Raw genomic sequence first — 18,075 nt, 5'->3', positions numbered from 1 at the left:
TACGACAGCTTCCGCACGCCCGCATGCCTGAACCCTCCAGCCACCCGGAGAACACCCAGATGAAGCGTCACCTCATCTCGGCCGCCGACCTCACCCGCGACGATGCCGTGCTGATCCTCGACACCGCCGAGGAGATGGCCCGCGTCGCCGACCGGCCGATCAAGAAGCTCCCGACCCTGCGCGGCCGCACCGTCGTCAACCTCTTCTTCGAGGACTCGACGCGTACCCGCATCTCCTTCGAGGCCGCCGCCAAGCGCCTCTCCGCCGATGTCATCAACTTCTCCGCGAAGGGCTCGTCCGTCTCCAAGGGCGAGTCGCTCAAGGACACCGCGCTGACCCTGGAGGCGATGGGCGCGGACGCCGTCGTCATCCGGCACGGCGCCTCCGGCGCCCCGTACCGCCTCGCCACCTCCGGCTGGATCGACGGCGCCGTCGTCAACGCCGGTGATGGCACGCACGAGCACCCCACCCAGGCGCTCCTGGACGCCTTCACCATGCGCCGCAGGCTGGTCGGGGCCGATGCCGGGCTCGGCCGGGACCTGGAAGGGCGACGGATCACGATCGTCGGCGACATCCTGCACAGCCGGGTCGCCCGCTCCAACGTGCACCTGCTGCACACCCTCGGTGCCCACGTCACGCTGGTGGCTCCGCCGACCCTCGTCCCGGTCGGTGTCGAGCAGTGGCCGTGCGACGTCAGCTACAGCCTCGACGAGGTGCTGCCGAAGTCCGACGCGGTGATGATGCTGCGTGTGCAGCGTGAACGGATGAACGCCGCGTACTTCCCGACCGAGCGCGAGTACTCCCGCCGCTACGGCCTGGACGGTGAACGCATGGCGAAGATGCCCGGGCACGCCATCGTCATGCACCCCGGCCCGATGGTCCGCGGCATGGAGATCACCGCCGAGGTCGCCGACTCCGACCGGTGCACGGTCGTCGAGCAGGTCGCCAACGGCGTCTCGATCCGCATGGCGGTCCTGTACCTGCTGCTGGGCGGCTCCGAGCCCGCCGCACCCTCCCACCCGTCGCCCGCCGCCACCCTTGATCGAAGCGCTGCGCGCCCCGCCGACTCCGAGGAGAACAAGTAACCATGAGCAAGATCCTTATTCGCGGCGCGAAGATCCTCGGCGGCGAGCCGCAGGACGTCCTGATCGAGGGCGAGACCATCGCGCAGGTCGGTACCGGTATCGACGCCGGAGACGCCGTGGTGGTCGAGGCCGAGGGGCAGATTCTGCTCCCCGGTCTGGTCGATCTCCACACCCACCTGCGCGAGCCCGGCCGCGAGGACTCCGAGACCGTCCTCACCGGCACCAAGGCCGCGGCGGTCGGCGGCTTCACCGCTGTGCACGCCATGGCCAACACCTTCCCGGTCGCCGACACCGCCGGCGTCGTCGAGCAGGTCTGGCGGCTCGGCAAGGAATCCGGCTACTGCGACGTGCAGCCGATCGGCGCCGTCACCGTCGGCCTGGAGGGCAAGCACCTCGCAGAACTCGGCGCCATGCACGATTCGGCCGCCGGAGTGAAAGTCTTCTCCGACGACGGCAAGTGCGTCGACGACGCCGTGATCATGCGGCGCGCGCTGGAGTACGTGAAGGCGTTCGACGGTGTCGTCGCCCAGCACGCCCAGGAGCCCCGCCTCACCGAGGGCGCCCAGATGAACGAGGGCATCGTCTCGGCCGAGCTCGGCCTCGGTGGCTGGCCCGCCGTCGCCGAGGAGTCGATCATCGCCCGCGATGTCCTCCTCGCCGCCCACGTCGACTCCCGGGTGCACATCTGCCACCTGTCGACCGCCGGCTCCGTCGAGATCGTCCGCTGGGCCAAGTCCAAGGGCTGGAACGTCACCGCCGAGGTCACCCCGCACCACCTGCTCCTCACCGACGAGCTCGTACGGTCGTACGACCCCGTCTACAAGGTGAACCCGCCGCTGCGTACCGAGGCCGATGTGATGGCCCTGCGCGAGGCGCTCGCCGACGGCACGATCGACTGCGTCGCCACCGACCACGCCCCGCACCCGCACGAGGACAAGGACTGCGAGTGGGCCGCGGCCGCCATGGGCATGGTGGGCCTGGAGACCGCGCTCTCGGTCGTCCAGCAGACGATGGTCGAGACCGGTCTGCTCGACTGGACGGGTGTCGCGGACCGGATGTCCGTCCGCCCCGCGGCCATCGGCCGGCTGGAAGGACACGGCCGTCCCGTCTCGGCCGGTGAGCCTGCCAACCTCACGCTGGTCGATCCGGCATACCGTGGAGTCGTGGACCCCGCGGGCTTCGCCTCCCGCAGCCGCAACACCCCGTACGAGGGGCGCGAGCTGCCGGGTCGCGTCACCCACACGTTCCTGCGGGGCCGTGCCACGGTCGTCGACGGGAAGCTCGCGTGACATCACTCACCCCCCTGTACCAGCTGGCCGCCGAGCAGAAGTCGGCGGACGTGACCGACCTCTCCGCCCGCATCAGCTGGGTGATCGGACTCATCGTCTTCATCGCCTTCGTCTACTGGCTGATGCGCCAGGGATGGAAGTGGCGGGGAAGCCTGCAGTCCGACCTGCCGGATCTGCCCGCCACGCCGGACGGATACGCGGCACAGCCACCCCTGCTGACGATGACCGGCCGCTACCACGCCTCGACGACCGCCGGGCAGTGGCTCGACCGGATCGTCGCCCATGGCCTCGGCACCCGCAGCCGCGTCGAACTCACCCTGACCGAACAGGGTCTCGACGTCGTACGCCCCGGGGCGGCCGACTTCTTCGTCCCGGCCGCGCAGCTGCGTGACGCCCGGCTCGACAAGGGCATCGCGGGCAAGGTCCTCCCCGAGGGCGGCCTGCTGATCATCACCTGGGCGCTCGGCGACAAGCTGATCGACTCCGGCTTCCGCTCCGACCACTCGGCCGAGCACCCGGCCTGGGTCGACGCCATCCACCACCTCACCGACAGCACTACGGAAGGCATCGCGCGATGACGACCTCCACCCGGGGAGCCTCCAGGGTTCCCGCCGTACTCGTCCTGGAGGACGGCCGCGCCTTCCGCGGCCGCGCCTACGGGGCCGTGGGGGAGACCTTCGGCGAGGCGGTGTTCTCCACCGGCATGACGGGCTACCAGGAGACGCTGACCGACCCGTCGTACCACCGCCAGGTCGTCGTGATGACCGCCCCGCACGTCGGCAACACCGGTGTGAACGACGAGGACCCCGAGTCGCAGCGGATCTGGGTCGCCGGATACGTGGTGCGCGACCCCGCGCGGCTGCCCTCCAACTGGCGCTCGCAGCGATCGCTCGACGAGGAGCTGGAGCGCCAGGGCGTCGTCGGCATCAGCGGCATCGACACCCGCGCCCTCACCCGCCACCTGCGCGAGCGCGGCGCCATGCGCGTCGGCATCTTCTCCGGTGACGCCGTCGCCGACGAGGCCACCCTGCTGGCCCGCGTCAAGGAAGCCCCCGAGATGGTGGGCGCCGACCTCTCCGCCGAGGTCGCGACCAAGGAGACATACGTCGTCCCCGCGATCGGCACGAAGAAGTTCACCGTTGCCGCGATCGACCTCGGCATCAAGGGCATGACCCCGCACCGGATGGCCGAGCGCGGCATCGAGGTGCACGTCCTGCCCGCCACCGCCACCCTCGACGAGGTGTACGCGGTCGAGCCCGACGGAGTCTTCTTCTCCAACGGCCCCGGTGACCCGGCCACCGCCGACCACCCGGTCTCCGTCATGCAGGGCGTCCTGGAGCGGAGGACGCCGCTCTTCGGTATCTGCTTCGGCAACCAGATCCTGGGCCGTGCCCTCGGCTTCGGCACCTACAAGCTGAAGTACGGCCACCGCGGCATCAACCAGCCGGTGCAGGACCGGACGACCGGCAAGGTCGAGGTCACCGCGCACAACCACGGCTTCGCCGTCGACGCTCCGCTGGACAAGGTGTCCGACACGAAGTTCGGCCGCGCCGAGGTCTCCCACGTCTGTCTGAACGACCAGGTCGTCGAGGGACTGCAGCTCCTCGACCAGCCGGCCTTCAGCGTCCAGTACCACCCCGAGGCAGCTGCCGGCCCGCACGACGCCGCGTACCTCTTCGACCGTTTCGTATCCCTGATGGAGGGCCAGCGTGCCTAAGCGCTCCGATATCCAGTCCGTCCTGGTCATCGGCTCCGGCCCGATCGTCATCGGGCAGGCCGCCGAGTTCGACTACTCCGGCACCCAGGCCTGCCGCGTCCTCAAGGCCGAGGGCCTGCGCGTCATCCTGGTGAACTCCAACCCGGCGACGATCATGACCGACCCGGAGATCGCCGACGCCACGTACGTCGAGCCGATCACCCCCGAGTTCGTCGAGAAGATCATCGCCAAGGAGCGCCCCGACGCGCTGCTCCCGACGCTGGGCGGCCAGACCGCGCTGAACACCGCGATCTCCATGCACGAGAACGGTGTCCTGGAGAAGTACGGCGTCGAGCTCATCGGCGCCAATGTCGAGGCCATCAACAAGGGCGAGGACCGCGAGCTCTTCAAGGGCGTCGTCGAAGCCGTCAAATCCAAGATCGGCCACGGCGAGTCCGCCCGCTCCGTCATCTGCCACTCGATGGACGACGTCCTGGGGGGCGTCGAGACGCTCGGCGGCTACCCCGTCGTCGTCCGCCCCTCCTTCACCATGGGCGGCGCCGGCTCCGGCTTCGCGCACGACGAGGAGGAGCTGCGCCGGATCGCCGGTCAGGGCCTCACGCTCTCCCCGACCACCGAGGTGCTCCTGGAGGAGTCCATCCTCGGCTGGAAGGAGTACGAGCTGGAGCTGATGCGCGACAAGAACGACAACGTCGTGGTCGTCTGCTCCATCGAGAACTTCGACCCGATGGGCGTCCACACGGGTGACTCGATCACCGTGGCCCCGGCGATGACGCTCACCGACCGCGAGTACCAGCGGCTACGCGACATCGGCATCGCGATCATCCGCGAGGTCGGCGTCGACACCGGCGGCTGCAACATCCAGTTCGCCATCGACCCGGCCGACGGCCGCGTCATCGTGATCGAGATGAACCCACGCGTCTCCCGCTCCTCGGCGCTGGCGTCGAAGGCCACCGGCTTCCCGATCGCCAAGATCGCCGCCAAGCTGGCCGTCGGCTACACGCTCGACGAGATCCCCAACGACATCACCGAGAAGACCCCGGCCTCCTTCGAGCCGACGCTCGACTACGTCGTGGTCAAGGCCCCGCGGTTCGCCTTCGAGAAGTTCCCGTCCGCCGACTCCACACTCACCACCACCATGAAGTCGGTGGGCGAGGCCATGGCGATCGGCCGCAACTTCACCGAGGCACTGCAGAAGGCGCTGCGCTCCCTGGAGAAGAAGGGCTCGCAGTTCACCTTCATCGGCGAGACCGGCGACAAGGCCGAGTTGCTCGCCGAGGCGGTCCGGCCGACCGACGGCCGTATCAACACCGTCATGCAGGCGATCCGGGCCGGCGCCACCCAGGAGGAGGTCTTCGACGCCACGAAGATCGACCCCTGGTTCGTCGACCAGCTGTTCCTGATCAAGGAGATCGCGGACGAACTGGCCGCCGCCGACAAGCTCGACCCCGAGCTGCTCGCCGAGGCCAAGCGGCACGGCTTCTCCGACGCCCAGATCGCCGAGATCCGCGACCTGCGCGAGGACGTCGTCCGCGAGGTGCGGCACGCGCTCGGCATCCGCCCGGTCTACAAGACGGTCGACACCTGCGCCGCCGAGTTCGCCGCGAACACGCCGTACTTCTACTCCTCGTACGACGAGGAGAGCGAGGTCGCGACCCGCACCAAGCCCGCGGTGATCATCCTCGGCTCGGGCCCCAACCGCATCGGCCAGGGCATCGAGTTCGACTACTCCTGCGTCCACGCCTCCTTCGCGCTGAGCGACGCCGGCTACGAGACCGTGATGGTCAACTGCAACCCGGAGACGGTCTCCACCGACTACGACACCTCCGACCGCCTGTACTTCGAGCCGCTGACGCTCGAGGACGTGCTGGAGATCGTGCACGCCGAGTCCCTCGCGGGCCCGATCGCCGGTGTCATCGTCCAGCTCGGCGGCCAGACCCCGCTGGGCCTGTCGCAGGCGCTCAAGGACAACGGCGTGCCGGTCGTCGGCACCTCGCCGGAGGCGATCCACGCAGCCGAGGACCGCGGCGCCTTCGGCCGCGTCCTGGCCGAGGCCGGACTCCCGGCCCCGAAGCACGGCACCGCCACCACCTTCGCCGAGGCCAAGGCCATCGCCGACGAGATCGGCTACCCCGTGCTCGTGCGCCCGTCGTACGTGCTGGGCGGCCGCGGCATGGAGATCGTGTACGACGAGGCACGGCTGTCCTCGTACATCGCCGAGTCCACCGAGATCAGCCCCACCCGGCCGGTCCTGGTCGACCGCTTCCTCGACGACGCCATCGAGATCGACGTCGACGCGCTCTACGACGGCACCGAGCTCTACCTCGGCGGCGTCATGGAGCACATCGAAGAGGCCGGCATCCACTCCGGCGACTCCGCCTGCGCGCTCCCCCCGATCACCCTCGGCGGCTACGACATCAAGCGGCTTCGGGCCTCCACCGAGGGCATCGCCAAGGGCGTCGGCGTCCGCGGACTGATCAACATCCAGTTCGCGCTCTCCGGCGACATCCTGTACGTCCTGGAGGCCAACCCGCGCGCCTCGCGCACCGTCCCCTTCACCTCGAAGGCGACCGCGGTTCCGCTCGCCAAGGCCGCCGCCCGCATCTCGCTGGGCGCGACCGTCGCCGAGCTGCGCGAGGAGGGTCTGCTGCCGAAGAACGGCGACGGCGGCACCCTGCCGCTCGACGCGCCGATCTCCGTCAAGGAGGCCGTCATGCCCTGGTCGCGGTTCCGCGACATCCACGGCCGCGGTGTCGACACCGTCCTCGGCCCGGAGATGCGCTCCACCGGTGAGGTCATGGGCATCGACTCGGTCTTCGGCACGGCGTACGCCAAGTCGCAGGCCGGCGCGTACGGCCCGCTGCCCACCAAGGGCCGCGCGTTCATCTCCGTCGCCAACCGCGACAAGCGCTCGATGATCTTCCCGGCGCGCGAGCTGGTCGCCCACGGCTTCGAGCTGCTGGCCACGTCCGGTACCGCCGAGGTGCTCAAGCGCAACGGCATCCACGCCACGGTCGTGCGCAAGCAGTCCGAGGGCGTCGGACCGCAGGGCGAGAGGACCATCGTCCAGCTCATCCACGACGGCGAGGTCGACCTGATCGTCAACACGCCGTACGGAACGGGCGGCCGGCTCGACGGCTACGAGATCCGTACCGCGGCCGTCGCCCGGTCCGTGCCGTGCCTCACGACGGTCCAGGCGCTCGCCGCCGCCGTCCAGGGCATCGACGCACTCAACCACGGAGACGTCGGCGTACGTTCCCTCCAGGAACACGCGGAACATCTGACCGCGGCGCGCGACTAGCAGGCCCAGCAGGGGGACACCGGAAACGGTGTCCCCCTCTCTGTGAGGACACCGAGGACACCCCGATGTACAAGTTCTTCTTCCAGCTGGTCTTCAAGCGGATGGACCCGGAGCAGGCCCACTACCTGGCCTTCCGGTGGATCCGCCTCGCGGCCCGCATCCCCGTGCTGCGTACGTTCGTCGCAGCGGCGCTCGCCCCCCGCTACAAGGAGCTGCGCACCGAGGCCCTCGGCCTGCGCATGCACGGCCCGTTCGGCCTCGCCGCGGGCTTCGACAAGAACGCTGTCGCGATCGACGGCATGTCGATGCTCGGCTTCGACCACATCGAGATCGGTACGGTCACCGGCGAGCCGCAGCCCGGCAACCCCAAGAAGCGCCTCTTCCGCCTCGTGGCGGACCGTGCGCTGATCAACCGCATGGGCTTCAACAACGAGGGCTCCGCGGCCGTGGCCGAGCGCCTGGCCACCCGCAACCCCGTCTTCCGGACCACGGTCGGCGTCAACATCGGCAAGACCAAGGTCGTGCCGGAGACCGAAGCCGTCGGCGACTACGTGAAGTCGACCGAACGGCTCGCCCGCCACGCCGACTACCTCGTCGTCAACGTCTCCTCGCCCAACACACCCGGCCTGCGCAACCTCCAGGCCACCGAGGCCCTGCGCCCGCTGCTCACCGCCGTGCGCGAGGCGGCCGACCGGACCGTCACCGAACGCCGGGTCCCGCTCCTCGTCAAGATCGCCCCTGATCTGGCGGACGAGGACGTCGACGCGGTCGCCGACCTCGCGGTCGAGCTGGGCCTGGACGGCATCATCGCCACCAACACCACCATCGCCCGCGACGGCCTCGGGCTGAAGTCCTCGCCGTCGCTGGTCAAGGAGACCGGCGGACTCTCCGGCGCGCCCCTCAAGGGGCGCTCCCTGGAGGTCCTGCAGCGGCTCTACGCGCGCGTCGGCGACGAGATCACCCTCGTGGGTGTCGGCGGCATCGAGACCGCCGAGGACGCCTGGCAGCGCATCCTCGCCGGCGCCACCCTCGTCCAGGGCTACAGCGCCTTCATCTACGAGGGCCCGTTCTACGCCCGCGCGATCCACAAGGGTCTTGCCGCGCGCCTCGCCGCCTCCCCGTACGCCACCCTCGCCGAGGCCGTCGGCGCCGAGACCCGGAAGGTCATGAAGTGACCCCTGAACCCTTCGGCGCGCGACTGCGCCGCGCCATGGACACCCGCGGGCCGCTCTGCGTCGGCATCGACCCGCACGCCTCGCTGCTCACCGCCTGGGGCCTGAACGACGACATCGCGGGCCTGGAGCGGTTCACCCGTACGGTCGTCGAGGCCCTGGCCGACCGGGTCGCCGTCCTCAAGCCGCAGTCGGCGTTCTTCGAGCGGTTCGGCTCGCGCGGCATCGCCGTCCTGGAGAAGGCCGTCGAAGAGTCACGGGCTGCCGGAGCGCTCGTCCTGATGGACGCCAAGCGCGGCGACATCGGCTCCACCATGGGCGCGTACGCGGCGACCTACCTGGACGAGGGCTCGCCGCTCTTCTCCGACGCGCTCACCGTCTCGCCGTACCTCGGCTTCGGTTCGCTGCGACCGGCGCTCGACGCGGCCGTCCTCTCCGGTTCGGGCGTCTTCGTCCTCGGCCTCACCTCCAACCCGGAGGGGGCCGAGGTGCAGCGCGCCACCGCCGCAGACGGCCGGTCGCTGGCCCAGCTGATGCTCGACCACGTGGCCGCCGAGAACGAGGGCGTCACGCCGCTCGGCTCGGTCGGTGCGGTGATCGGCGCCACACTCGGCGACGCGGGGGTGAACCTGGCGGTCAACGGACCGCTGCTGGCCCCCGGCATCGGTGCGCAGGGCGCCACCCCCGCCGATCTGCCGGGTGTCTTCGGCGCCGCGGTGGGGAATGTGCTGCCGAGCGTGAGCCGGGGCGTGCTGCGCCACGGACCCGACGCGTCAGGGCTGCGCGAAGCCGCCGATCGGCTCACGGACGAGGTCCGCGCGGCCGTCCCGGCAAGCTGACGATGCCATGTAACAGCGTGTTGGCGGAATCCTGACCAAAAATCTCGGTAGTTATGACTGAAATGTCCTGGTCGGGCAAGGCTGACCAGGACTTTTCGTCTGTTCTCGCTGACTCGGGCGGTCTTGGCCGCTAGTCTCCGTCGAGAGCCAACGTGCACAGGTTGTTCGTTGCTCACCAGGTGTGGGGCGATTAGGTTCCTCACCGGTCCGTATCCGACAGATCGACATCCGAGGTGACGTAGGCGTGGCTCTTCCGCCCCTTACCCCTGAACAGCGCGCAGCCGCGCTCGAAAAGGCCGCCGCGGCTCGCCGGGAGCGGGCCGAGGTCAAGAATCGACTCAAGCACTCCGGCGCCTCCCTCCACGAGGTCATCAAGCAGGGCCAGGAGAACGACGTCATCGGCAAGATGAAGGTCTCCGCCCTTCTCGAGTCCCTGCCCGGCGTGGGCAAGGTCCGCGCCAAGCAGATCATGGAGCGGCTCGGCATCTCCGAGAGCCGCCGGGTCCGGGGTCTCGGCTCCAACCAGATTGCTTCCCTGGAGCGAGAGTTCGGCGGCTCTGCCGCCTGACGTGCTCAGGCACCCCTGAGAACGGGGATAATCGCTCCATGGCTGCAACATCCCGGGGGACGTCCCCCGTACCCCCGGACGTACGTCCGCGGCTGACCGTGCTCTCCGGCCCCTCCGGGGTCGGCAAGAGCACGGTCGTCGCCCATATGCGCAAGGTCCACCCCGAGGTCTGGCTCTCGGTGTCGGCGACGACCCGCAGGCCGCGCCCCGGCGAGCGCAACGGCGTCCACTACTTTTTCGTGGACAACGACGAGTTCGACAAGCTGATCGCCAACGGCGAGCTGCTCGAGTGGGCCGAGTTCGCCGGCAACCGCTACGGCACACCGCGCCGGGCCGTGCTCGAACGCCTGGAGGCGGGCGAACCGGTCCTCCTGGAGATCGATCTCCAGGGGGCGCGACTGGTCCGTCAGTCGATGTCCGACGCGCGGCTGGTCTTCCTCGCCCCGCCCAGCTGGGACGAGCTGGTGCGCCGGCTCACCGGTCGAGGGACCGAGGCGCCGGAGGTCATCGAGCGACGACTCGCCGCCGCGAAGGTCGAACTCGCTGCCGAATCCGAGTTCGATACGACGCTGGTCAACACCTCCGTCGAGGACGTGGCACGCGAGCTGCTAGCCTTGATGTTGCAGACTTCCGCCCGCCGTGAGAGCAGCGACTGACGCAGCCGACCCGGATCGCCACCCCGGCGGAACCAGCACTGTCAAAGATCTCTTTGATTTTTACCCCCTTCGGAAGGCAGAGAGTGTCCTCTTCCATCACCACGCCCGAGGGCATCATCAACCCGCCGATTGATGAGCTCCTCGAGGCCACCGACTCGAAGTACAGCCTTGTGATCTACGCCGCCAAGCGCGCGCGCCAGATCAACGCGTACTACTCGCAGCTCGGCGAGGGCCTCCTCGAGTACGTCGGTCCGCTCGTCGACACCCACGTGCACGAGAAGCCGCTGTCGATCGCGCTCCGCGAGATCAACGCGGGCCTGCTGACCTCCGAGGCCATCGAGGGCCCCGCGCAGTAAGCAGGAATTGCTTCTTCACCACAGGCCCGGCGGTCATCCGTCGGGCCTGTGGTGTGTCCGGGGCTGTGGGAGCCGCTCGGACGCCGTGAGGCAGCATGGGGGTGTACGTATCCGAGTACGTACCCGAGTGCGGGGAGACGCAGTGGAGAAGCCGAAGGTCGTTCTGGGGGTCAGCGGGGGCATCGCCGCCTACAAGGCGTGTGAGCTGCTGCGACGGCTGACCGAGTCCGGTCATGACGTACGCGTCGTCCCGACCGGGTCGGCGCTGAACTTCGTGGGCGCCGCGACATGGTCGGCGCTCTCCGGACACCCCGTGTCGACCGAGGTGTGGAACGACGTCCACGAGGTGCCGCACGTGCGCATCGGCCAGGGTGCCGACCTCGTCGTGGTCGCCCCCGCCACCGCCGACATGCTGGCCAAGGCCGCCCACGGCCTCGCCGACGACCTCCTCACCAACACGCTGCTCACCGCCCGCTGTCCGGTGGTTTTCGCGCCCGCCATGCACACCGAGATGTGGGAGCATCCCGCCACCCAGGAGAACGTCGCCACACTCCGCCGGCGCGGCGCCGTCGTCATCGAGCCCGCCGTCGGCCGGCTCACCGGCGTCGACACCGGCAAGGGCCGGCTGCCCGACCCCGGCGAGATCTTCGAGGTCTGCCGCCGGGTGCTGGCTCGCGGGCCCGTCGAACCCGATCTGGCGGGCCGCCACGTGGTGATCAGCGCGGGCGGTACCCGGGAGCCGCTCGACCCGGTCCGCTACCTCGGCAACCGTTCCTCCGGCAAGCAGGGGTACGCGCTGGCCCGCACCGCGGTCGCCCGCGGCGCCCGCGTCACCCTCATCGAGGCCAACACCGGGATGCCCGATCCGTCCGGCGCCGATGTCGTGCGGGTCGGCACCGCGGTGCAGCTGCGTGAAGCCGTGCTGAAGGCCGCGTCCGACGCCGATGTCGTGGTGATGGCGGCCGCGGTCGCCGACTTCCGCCCGGCCGAGTACGCCCAGGGGAAGATCAAGAAGAAGGACGGCCAGGAGCCCGCCCCGATCACGCTCGTACGCAATCCCGACATCCTCGCCGAGGTCGCCGCCGAGCGGGCCACGCCGGGCCAGATCGTCGTCGGCTTCGCAGCCGAGACCGACGACGTCCTCGCCAACGGCCGGGAGAAGCTCCGCCGAAAGGGCTGCGATCTCCTGGTCGTCAACGAGGTGGGGGAGCGCAAGACCTTCGGCTCCGAGGAGAACGAAGCGGTGGTGCTCGCGGCCGACGGCGGTGAGACCCCCGTGCCGTACGGTCCCAAGGAAGGGCTCGCCGACACGATCTGGGATCTTGTGTCGGCGCGTTTCGTGTGAATACCTCGTTTCTCCCCTCCCGAGAGACCAAAACCCCCTAAAAATGGGCGTACAGGGTTTTTTCTGGACGTGATTGTCGTACCGCAGCAAGCAGTGCCGCATGTCACAGAACTTCCAAAGGGCGAGACACGTTGTCCGACAACCGATAGCGACCGATAAACTGGGTCGCGGACCGTGCCGGGCGCAGCTCCCGGACGATCCGCCAATGATCAGCCAGCAGCCGCTGCAACCCCCAGGGAGCGATGTGTCCCGCCGTCTCTTCACCTCGGAATCTGTCACCGAGGGTCACCCCGACAAGATCGCTGACCAGATCAGCGACACCATTCTCGACGCGCTCCTGCGCGAGGACCCGACTTCGCGCGTCGCCGTCGAGACCTTGATCACCACCGGTCTGGTGCATGTCGCGGGTGAGGTCACGACCAAGGCCTACGCCGACATTCCGACGCTGGTGCGCAACAAGATCCTGGAGATCGGTTACGACTCCTCCAAGAAGGGCTTCGACGGCGCCTCCTGTGGCGTCTCGGTGTCCATCGGCGCACAGTCCCCGGACATCGCGCAGGGCGTCGACACGGCGTACGAGAAGCGTGTCGAGGGCGACGAGGACGAGCTCGACAAGCAGGGCGCGGGCGACCAGGGCCTGATGTTCGGCTACGCCTGCGACGAGACCCCGGAGCTCATGCCGCTCCCGATCTACGTGGCGCACCGCCTCTCGCGCCGGCTGTCCGAGGTCCGCAAGAACGGGACCATTCCCTACCTGCGTCCCGACGGCAAGACGCAGGTCACCATCGAGTACGACGGCGACAAGGCCGTCCGTCTCGACACGGTCGTCGTCTCCTCGCAGCACGCCAGCGACATCGACCTCGACTCGCTGCTCGCCCCCGACATCCGCGAATTCGTCGTCGAGCACGTCCTCGCGCAGCTGATCGAGGACGGCATCAAGCTGGACACCGACGGTTATCGGCTGCTGGTGAACCCGACCGGCCGCTTCGAGATCGGCGGCCCGATGGGCGACGCCGGTCTGACCGGTCGCAAGATCATCATCGACACGTACGGCGGCATGGCCCGCCACGGCGGCGGCGCCTTCTCGGGCAAGGACCCGTCGAAGGTGGACCGCTCGGCGGCGTACGCGATGCGCTGGGTCGCCAAGAACGTCGTCGCGGCGGGCCTCGCGGCGCGCTGCGAGGTGCAGGTGGCGTACGCGATCGGCAAGGCCGAGCCGGTCGGCCTGTTCGTCGAGACGTTCGGCACCGCCGCCATCGAGACCGAGAAGATCGAGCACGCCATCGGTGAGGTCTTCGACCTCCGCCCGGCCGCGATCATCCGCGACCTCGACCTGCTGCGTCCGATCTACGCCCAGACCGCGGCGTACGGCCACTTCGGCCGCGAGCTTCCCGACTTCACCTGGGAGCGCACGGACCGTGTGGAAGCACTGCGCAAGGCGGCCGGGCTGTAAGCCTGCCGCTCTCGCCCGTACGCCGGGGCCCGGACGCCGCACGCGGTGTCCGGGCCCCGGCGCGTGTGGCCCCGGAGGGCCGGGGCGAACGGTCCCGGGCCGGGGCCGCTGTCAGTGGTGTCTGGTAGGAATTTGGCTGTGAGCAGCGACAACGAGCAGTCGGTGGAGCCCGAGGGCGGGGCGCCGGAGCAGCTTGCGCTCATTCGGGAGACCGTACGGAAGGCGAACGTGCCGCGGGCCAAGCCCCGGACCTGGCGGGGGGCCGCACTCGCCAAGGAGCTGCCCGTCGCCCGGGTGCTGGTCAACAAGGGCGTGCTCCACCTCGACCAGTACTTCGACTATGCCGTGCCGGAAGAGCTCGACGCCGAGGCGCAGCCCGGTGTGCGGGTGCGGGTGCGGTTCGGGGCCGGGGGGCGCAATGTCCGCGGCGGGCGCCGTGAGGGCGGCGGGCTGATCGACGGGTTCCTCATCGAACGGCGTGCCGAGTCGGACTACCCGGGGGCGCTCGCCGCGCTCGCCTATGTCGTATCGCCCGAGCCGGTGTTGGGACCCGAGCTCCTCGCCCTGTCCCGTGCCGTGGCCGACCGGTACGCGGGCAGTCTCGCCGATGTGCTGCAGCTCGCCGTGCCGCCCAGGAACGGACGGGCCGAGTCCAAGCCGTCGCCGGAACCGTTGCCACCGCCCCCGGCACCGTCGGCCGGGAGCTGGGAGCGGTACGAACAGGGGCCCGCGTTCCTGCGGGCGCTGGCCGAGGGCGGGGCGCCCCGGGCCGTATGGACCGCGTTGCCGGGCCCGCACTGGCCGCAGGAGATCGCCAGGGCGGTCGCCGCGACCCTCGCCTCCGGGCGGGGTGCGCTCGTCGTCGTACCGGACGGGCGCAGTGCCGGGCGGGTGGACGCCGCGCTCTCGGAGGTGCTGGGGGCGGGCCGCCATGCGCTGCTGACCGCAGACTCCGGGCCCGAGAAGCGCTACCGGGAGTGGCTCGCCGTGCGGCGCGGATCCGTGCGCGCGGTCGTCGGGACGCGGGCCGCCATGTTCGCACCGGTCGCGGATCTGGGCCTGGTCGTCGTGTGGGACGACGGCGACTCCAGCCACAGCGACGACAACGCCCCGTTCCCGCACGTCCGGGAGGTCCTGGAGCTGCGGGCCGCGCACAGCCGGTGCGCGTTCCTGCTCGGCGGGACGAACTGCACGGTGGAGGCCGCCCAGCTGGTGGAGAGCGGCTGGGCGCTGCCGCTGCGTGCGGACCGGGAACAGCTGCGGATCACGGCGCCGCTGATCCGTACCGTCGGCGACGGCGAGCTGGCCCGGGACGGGGCGGCCCGGGCGGCGCGGCTGCCCAGCCTCGCCTGGCAGACCGTGCGGGACGGGCTGCGCAGCGGACCGGTGCTGGTGCAGGTGCCGCGTCGTGGGTACGCGCCCCGGCTGGCCTGCGAGCGCTGCCGCGAGCCCGCCCGGTGCCGGCACTGCGCGGGACCGCTGGAGGCACCGGACCAGCGAGATCTCAACTGCGCGTGGTGCGGCCGGGCCGAAGCCGCCTGGCACTGTGTCGCCTGCGGCGCCACCCGGCTGCGGGCCCAGATCGTCGGCGCCCGGCGGACCGCCGAGGAGCTCGGCCGGGCGTTCCCCGCCGTGCCGGTGCGCACGTCCGGGCGCGACCACATCCTCGACTCCGTGCCCGATGTGCCCGCGCTGGTGGTCAGCACCCCGGGCGCCGAGCCGGTCGCCGAGGGCGGCTACGCGGCCGCGCTGCTGCTCGACGGCTGGGCGATGGTCGGCCGCCCCGACCTGAGGGCCGGCGAAGAGGCGCTGCGCCGCTGGACCGCCGCGGCCTCACTGGTACGGGGGCAGCAGGACGGCGGCACGGTGGTGATCGTCGCCGAACCGACGCTGCGGCCGGTCCAGGCGCTGGTGCGCTGGGACCCGGTCGGCCACGCCCGCCGCGAGCTGGCGGAACGCGCCGAGCTGGGCTTCCCGCCGGTGTCCCGGATGGCCTCGGTGACCGGCCCGCCGGAGGCTCTCGCCGCCTTCCTCGCCGCCGCGGAACTGCCGCCGGAGGCGGAGGTGCTCGGCCCGGTCCCGGCGCCGCGCACCGAACCCGGCAGACCGCGCAGACCGTGGGAGGCGCCGGTGGGGGAGAGCTGGGAACGGGCACTGCTCCGGGTGCCGCCGGGCAGCGGCGCCGCGCTCGCCGCCGCTATGAAGACGGCGCAGGCGGCGCGGATGGCCCGGGGGAACGGCGATCCGGTACGGATCAGGATCGATCCCCCGGACATCGGCTGACCGGACGTGCGGCGAGCCACATGCGACTGCCCCTCCGTGCGTCGGGCACGGCGGGGCAGAGGGGGTTCGGTCAGCCGTTGCGCGGGCCGGGGAAGACGCCGGGGCGCAGATCCTCGCGCAGGGCCGGGCGGTCCGTCGAGGACTGTGGAGGCATCGAGCGGGCCGCAGGCACGGCGGGGAGTACCGACGACGCGCCGGAACCGGGTGTCACGGGCAGGGGACGCGTCCCCGCGGTCTCCGCGGCCACCTCCGCCGCCCCCGGCTGCGGGGTGTTCCGGCGGGCGCCGTAGCGGCGGTGGACCGCCTGCTTGGTGACCCCGAGTGCGGAACCCACCGCGTCCCAGGAGAAGCCCAGGGAGCGGTCGAAGTCCACCGCCGCCGTCACCAGGGTCTCGACGCTGTCCCGCAGTTCCTGGGCCAGCCTGACGGTGGGGGCCGGGGCCCTGCCGTAGACGACGAAGCCCGTGGACGGGCCGGAGCGGCGCGGACGGTAGACGTTGCCCAGTTGGGCCGTGAGCGTGCGCAGTGCGTCCACCTGCCGCCGGACCCGCTCGATGTCCCGCACCAAAAGATGCAGGCTGGCCCGCGCTTGGGCGTCGTGGGTTGCGTGGTCGGCCATGAAGAAGCCTCTCGAACCGGCGTTGAAAGGGGCCGGGCCGCACCTGGCGGCCCGCTTCGGTCAATCTCTCTTGACCAACGCGTCACCCGGGGCTGTGGTCACGCTTCAGGGGCGTACGCGCATATGCGCGGGGCGCACGGTCGTGCGTACGCCCCCGGGCGGTTGCAGCCCATGGGCTGTCCCGTAATCCCTGGTGGATCGGCGCGCGGCGCTGCAGATGCGGTGCATGGCAAGGCGGAGGGACGTCCGCATACTGGATGCAGCCGGGTGTTCCGACGACGCGGCGAGGCGCCGTGGCTGTCGTCGCACGCCCGCCGGGGATTACGGGACAGCCCTTAGACTGGTGCGTTGCTCGTCACCGTACGTTTCGGCCTGAGAGGCAGTCAGCCACCCATGAAGCTCGTCTTCGCAGGCACCCCCGAGGTAGCCGTACCCGCCCTGGACGCCCTGCTCTCCTCCGGCCGGCACGAAGTGGCCGCCGTCGTCACCCGCCCCGACGCTCCGGCCGGACGCGGCCGTCGACTGGTCGCCAGCCCCGTCGCGGAGCGCGCCGAGGAAGCCGGGATCGAGGTGCTGAAGCCCGTCCGACCGCGCGACGAGGACTTCCTCGCGCGGCTGCGGGAGATCGCCCCGGACTGCTGCCCGGTCGTCGCCTACGGGGCGCTGCTGCCCAAGACCGCGCTCGACATTCCCGCCCGTGGCTGGGTCAATCTGCACTTCTCGCTGCTCCCGGCCTGGCGCGGCGCGGCCCCCGTGCAGCACGCGGTGATGGCCGGGGACGAGGTCACCGGTGCCTCGACCTTCCTGATCGAGGAGGGACTCGACTCCGGACCGGTGTACGGCGTCCTCACCGAGGAAGTACGGCCCACCGACACCAGCGGCGACCTGCTCACCCGGCTCGCCTTCGCCGGCGCCGGGCTGCTCGCCGCGACCATGGACGGCATCGAGGACGGCACCCTGCACGCCGTGCCGCAGCCGGAGGAGGGCGTCACCCTCGCACCGAAGATCACCGTCGAGGACGCCCAGGTGCAGTGGTCGGCGCCCGCACTGCGGGTCGACCGGGTGGTGCGCGGCTGCACCCCCGCCCCCGGCGCATGGACGATCTTCCGGGGGGAACGCCTCAAGCTGATCCAGGCCGTGCCCGTCCTGGACCGCGCCGACCTGGCGCCCGGCGAGCTGTCCGCGTCCAAGAACAATGTGTACGTCGGCACCGGATCGCACGCCGTCGAGCTGCTCTGGGTCCAGCCGCAGGGCAAGAAGCCGATGCGGGCCGCGGACTGGGCGCGCGGGGTGCGGATCGCTCCGGGGGAGCTGATCGGGGTCTGAGGCCTGTCCGGTGGGGACGCCGGACGGGACCGTCCGGTGGCCCTCGATCGCCGGACGGCCTCGATC

At 70.7% G+C, this 18,075-nt stretch carries 15 protein-coding genes; 14 read left to right on the top strand and 1 reads right to left on the bottom strand.

Annotated features, from left to right (window positions below):
- Nucleotides 1-59: 59 nt before the first annotated feature.
- From ACIA8E_RS20060 to ACIA8E_RS20000, 13 genes are all read left to right on the top strand, one after another.
- Entirely contained in the window at nt 60-1,085 is a 1,026-nt protein-coding gene (locus ACIA8E_RS20060; protein WP_313941489.1) for an aspartate carbamoyltransferase catalytic subunit, read from the top strand.
- Between the two features lie 2 nt (nt 1,086-1,087).
- Nucleotides 1,088-2,374, top strand: a complete 1,287-nt coding sequence (locus ACIA8E_RS20055; RefSeq protein ID WP_399299846.1) for a dihydroorotase — start codon at nt 1,088-1,090, stop codon at nt 2,372-2,374.
- Nucleotides 2,371-2,952, top strand: coding sequence for a hypothetical protein (locus ACIA8E_RS20050; RefSeq protein WP_389034663.1), 582 nt, complete (start codon nt 2,371-2,373; stop codon nt 2,950-2,952). Before ACIA8E_RS20055 ends, ACIA8E_RS20050 begins: the two co-directional genes overlap by 4 nt.
- The gene (gene carA, locus ACIA8E_RS20045) at nt 2,949-4,091 is read left to right on the top strand and encodes a glutamine-hydrolyzing carbamoyl-phosphate synthase small subunit (protein WP_399299843.1); all 1,143 of its coding nucleotides are present in this window, start codon (nt 2,949-2,951) and stop codon (nt 4,089-4,091) included. The genes ACIA8E_RS20050 and carA overlap by 4 nt, the downstream gene beginning before the upstream one ends.
- A complete protein-coding gene (gene carB / locus ACIA8E_RS20040; protein WP_399299840.1) occupies nt 4,084-7,392 on the top strand; it encodes a carbamoyl-phosphate synthase large subunit in 3,309 nt (1,102 codons plus the stop codon). Before carA ends, carB begins: the two co-directional genes overlap by 8 nt.
- A gap of 65 nt (nt 7,393-7,457) precedes the next feature.
- The gene (locus ACIA8E_RS20035) at nt 7,458-8,567 is read left to right on the top strand and encodes a quinone-dependent dihydroorotate dehydrogenase (protein ID WP_399299837.1); all 1,110 of its coding nucleotides are present in this window, start codon (nt 7,458-7,460) and stop codon (nt 8,565-8,567) included.
- Nucleotides 8,564-9,403 carry an orotidine-5'-phosphate decarboxylase gene (gene pyrF, locus ACIA8E_RS20030; protein WP_330243834.1) on the top strand — a complete coding sequence of 280 codons (840 nt, stop codon included), beginning with the start codon at nt 8,564-8,566 and terminating at the stop codon, nt 9,401-9,403. Before ACIA8E_RS20035 ends, pyrF begins: the two co-directional genes overlap by 4 nt.
- A gap of 244 nt (nt 9,404-9,647) precedes the next feature.
- A complete protein-coding gene (locus ACIA8E_RS20025; RefSeq protein ID WP_014157387.1) occupies nt 9,648-9,971 on the top strand; it encodes an integration host factor in 324 nt (107 codons plus the stop codon).
- Between the two features lie 38 nt (nt 9,972-10,009).
- The gene (gene gmk, locus ACIA8E_RS20020) at nt 10,010-10,627 is read left to right on the top strand and encodes a guanylate kinase (RefSeq protein WP_037851577.1); all 618 of its coding nucleotides are present in this window, start codon (nt 10,010-10,012) and stop codon (nt 10,625-10,627) included.
- Nucleotides 10,628-10,710: 83 nt separating this feature from the next.
- Nucleotides 10,711-10,983 carry a DNA-directed RNA polymerase subunit omega gene (rpoZ, locus tag ACIA8E_RS20015; RefSeq protein WP_003970369.1) on the top strand — a complete coding sequence of 91 codons (273 nt, stop codon included), beginning with the start codon at nt 10,711-10,713 and terminating at the stop codon, nt 10,981-10,983.
- A gap of 142 nt (nt 10,984-11,125) precedes the next feature.
- Nucleotides 11,126-12,328, top strand: coding sequence for a bifunctional phosphopantothenoylcysteine decarboxylase/phosphopantothenate--cysteine ligase CoaBC (gene coaBC, locus ACIA8E_RS20010; protein WP_399299830.1), 1,203 nt, complete (start codon nt 11,126-11,128; stop codon nt 12,326-12,328).
- A 244-nt stretch (nt 12,329-12,572) separates the two neighbouring features.
- Nucleotides 12,573-13,781: a methionine adenosyltransferase gene (metK, locus tag ACIA8E_RS20005; RefSeq protein ID WP_030918939.1), complete on the top strand. Its 1,209-nt coding sequence runs from the start codon at nt 12,573-12,575 to the stop codon at nt 13,779-13,781.
- A gap of 138 nt (nt 13,782-13,919) precedes the next feature.
- Nucleotides 13,920-16,064, top strand: a complete 2,145-nt coding sequence (locus ACIA8E_RS20000; protein ID WP_399299827.1) for a primosomal protein N' — start codon at nt 13,920-13,922, stop codon at nt 16,062-16,064.
- Nucleotides 16,065-16,134: 70 nt separating this feature from the next.
- Here ACIA8E_RS20000 and ACIA8E_RS19995 read toward each other — a convergent pair whose 3' ends face one another.
- Nucleotides 16,135-16,683, bottom strand: a complete 549-nt coding sequence (locus ACIA8E_RS19995) for a hypothetical protein (protein ID WP_399299825.1) — start codon at nt 16,681-16,683, stop codon at nt 16,135-16,137.
- Between the two features lie 393 nt (nt 16,684-17,076).
- On the opposite strand from ACIA8E_RS19995, the gene fmt reads away from it, so the two are divergent.
- A complete protein-coding gene (gene fmt / locus ACIA8E_RS19990) occupies nt 17,077-18,009 on the top strand; it encodes a methionyl-tRNA formyltransferase (protein ID WP_399299822.1) in 933 nt (310 codons plus the stop codon).
- The last annotated feature ends 66 nt before the right edge of the window (nt 18,010-18,075 follow it).

The sequence above is a fragment of the Streptomyces sp. NPDC051664 genome (assembly GCF_044453545.1).
Taxonomy (GTDB): Bacteria; Actinomycetota; Actinomycetes; order Streptomycetales; family Streptomycetaceae; genus Streptomyces.
This window is presented reverse-complemented; position numbering and strand designations above follow the sequence as displayed.